Genomic DNA, 1,997 nt, shown 5'->3' with positions numbered 1-1,997 from the left:
CGTGAGCCGGACAATCCCCTCGACGAGGTCGTCAACGAAGGTGAAATCACGCTGCATGTCGCCGTGATTGTAGACGTCGATCGGCTCCCCTTTCAGGATGGCCGACGTGAACTTGAACAGCGCCATGTCCGGCCGCCCCCATGGCCCATAGACCGTGAAAAACCGGAACATGGTCGTCGGCACGTCAAACAGATGCGCATAGGAATGCGCCATCGCCTCGTTGGCCACTTTCGTGGCCGCGTAAAAGCTCATGGGGTGAACCGCCCGGTGCTGCTCTGCATAGGGCATCTGGGTGTTTGCGCCGTAGGTTGAGCTGGTCGAGGCCATCATCAGGTGCGTCGGGGGGTGTGCGCGGGCGGCTTCAAGAACCTCATGTGTGCCGATCAGGTTCGAGGTCACATAGGACCGCGGCGCATCAATCGAGTATCGAACGCCGGCCTGGGCTGCCAAGTGGATCATTATGTCCGGCTGGAACGTTGCAACCAGCTTGGTCAGGCGTCCCTCTTCCTCGAGCATCCCCGTCTCAAAGGAAAAGCCCGCCTGGGACTGCAGGATCGACAGGCGCGCCTCTTTCAGCTCGGGGCTGTAATAGGGCGTCATGCCGTCGAAGCCCATGACCTCCCATCCGTCCGCAAGCATCCGTTGCACCAGATGGAACCCGATGAACCCGGCGGCTCCGGTGATGAACATTTTTCCTGCCAAGACACTTTCCTCCACAGGTTTGCGGCGATGACACGCGAGGCATTCGCCCCGCTCACCAGTAATACCTTGGCCGTTAAGGTAAAACCATCGCGCTGCGCCACATGCGTGATCGCGTCCGGGAAGCCTTTGACCAAGCCGGAGTCAAACCGCTGCCCGCATCAAGGGGTGCTATAGTTTACGCGGCGAGCTTTTAGCCATAGTCTACGGATCACTGCAGGACATGGACGGTATGGCGGCGTAAGCCAGTCCATGCTGGCTGGGCCGGAGCCCCTCTCGGATCAGTCATTTTGACCACGAGCGGAGCTACCTGCTGTTTGTGCAACTGCGCGAGAGAATCTAAAGTTTCATTATTATACTTAGACATTTTTCGAGGGGCCGCGAGTAATGAGAGACATGGTTGCAAAGCTGCTCCATCTGAACAGGGTGACCAAGCGGATTGTGCAGGTCGTCACGGATGTTGTGCTGATCGTGGTTTGCTTCACGGCCGCGATGGTGTTGCGCTTGGAGGGCAAGTCCGGATCGATGAAGCGCTTGCAGTCTTGCGAATGGGCGGTTCCTGCCGCGATCTCGCGACAGGCGGTGATCAGATCCTCTTCATAGGCCGCGGCCTGTCGTGGCCCGAAAGTCTCGATCGTCCAGCGCGCGATATCGACGAGCGCGGCCTCCGCGCCCTGCGTCAGCTGCCAGGGTTTCGGCATCAGGATCTGTCGTGCGCCGTGGCAAAGGCGCGGCGGATCGCGTCCTCGCCGCTTCCCGCGGCCAGTTCACCACTACGGGCCTGTTGTAACCCGCTCTTCAGGCGGCGGCGCAGATCTCCAAGCTCGGCCTCTTCGCGTTCGAGCAGGCGAAGCCCCGCGCGCAGGGCCTCGGAAGCGTTCTGATACTGGCCCGATGCGACCAGTTGGTCGATCAGGTCTGATTGCGTCTCGGTCAGAACCACATTGCGTGTCACCGTGTATGCTTCCATGCCTGCTATTGGCAATATATGCCAACAGAGTTTCCCTGTCGACAGGTCATGTCAGAAGCGGGTTTCAACCCAGTTCGCCACGATCAGCCCCGGCACACTGCCCTGCGCCCGCGCGGCATCCCGGTCCAGATCCAGCCGCTTGGGCAGCTTGACCTGCGGGACCAGCAGGAAGATCGGCGCGGTGACCTGGTTACGGCCCGTTTTGGCGCGCGACGCCACCGCCTGACCACGTGTGTTTATGCGGGCGCGGTCAGCGACCAGCAAGCTCGGTCCGCGCCGGCGATAGACGAAGCGCAGGCGCAGGCCCCGGCGCCGTTCCCATTCTCCC

The 1,997-nt window shown here is 61.1% G+C and carries 4 protein-coding genes; all 4 read right to left on the bottom strand.

Features of this window, described 5'->3' with window-relative positions; genetic code table 11:
* A partial coding sequence (locus ACH107_RS32350) for an NAD-dependent epimerase/dehydratase family protein (RefSeq protein ID WP_412509708.1) occupies nucleotides 1-690 on the bottom strand: 690 nt, incomplete at its 3' end.
* Nucleotides 691-1,058: 368 nt separating this feature from the next.
* Nucleotides 1,059-1,400: a type II toxin-antitoxin system RelE/ParE family toxin gene (locus ACH107_RS32345; protein WP_412509707.1), complete on the bottom strand. Its 342-nt coding sequence runs from the start codon at nucleotides 1,398-1,400 to the stop codon at nucleotides 1,059-1,061.
* Complete coding sequence (locus ACH107_RS32340; protein WP_412509706.1) at nucleotides 1,400-1,669, bottom strand: type II toxin-antitoxin system ParD family antitoxin; 270 nt, start codon at nucleotides 1,667-1,669, stop codon at nucleotides 1,400-1,402. Before ACH107_RS32340 ends, ACH107_RS32345 begins: the two co-directional genes overlap by 1 nt.
* Before the next feature lie 51 nt (nucleotides 1,670-1,720).
* The coding region (locus ACH107_RS32335; RefSeq protein WP_412509705.1) for a DUF6441 family protein at nucleotides 1,721-1,997 on the bottom strand (277 nt) is incomplete at its 5' end.

Source organism: Roseovarius halophilus (ex Wu et al. 2025), assembly GCF_047086965.1.
The sequence above is the reverse complement of the archived record's forward strand: the minus strand, read 5'-3'. Positions and strand labels throughout refer to the sequence as shown.